Genomic DNA, 272 nt, shown 5'->3' on the forward strand with positions numbered 1-272 from the left:
CCTTTGTCGCCGGTTGCGCCAGTAGCGCCGGTATCACCTTTAGCACCAGTTGCACCAGTATCGCCTTTAGCACCAGTAGCACCAGTAGCACCAGTAGCACCAGTATCGCCTTTAGCACCAGTTGCACCAGTTGCGCCGGTAGCACCAGTAGCACCAGTAGCACCAGTAGCACCGGTATCACCTTTAGCACCAGTAGCACCAGTATCGCCTTTAGCACCAGTTGCACCAGTATCGCCTTTAGCACCAGTTGCACCAGTATCGCCTTTAGCACC

Annotated in this window: 1 protein-coding gene; it reads right to left on the reverse strand. The window is 55.1% G+C overall.

The features are described 5' to 3' along the window. A partial coding sequence (locus ACTHTA_RS11490; RefSeq protein WP_440364823.1) for a hypothetical protein occupies positions 1–272 on the reverse strand: 272 nt, incomplete at both ends.

This window comes from Neisseria sp. P0013.S005 (genome assembly GCF_051958425.1).
GTDB classification, from domain to species: domain Bacteria; phylum Pseudomonadota; class Gammaproteobacteria; order Burkholderiales; family Neisseriaceae; genus Neisseria; species Neisseria subflava.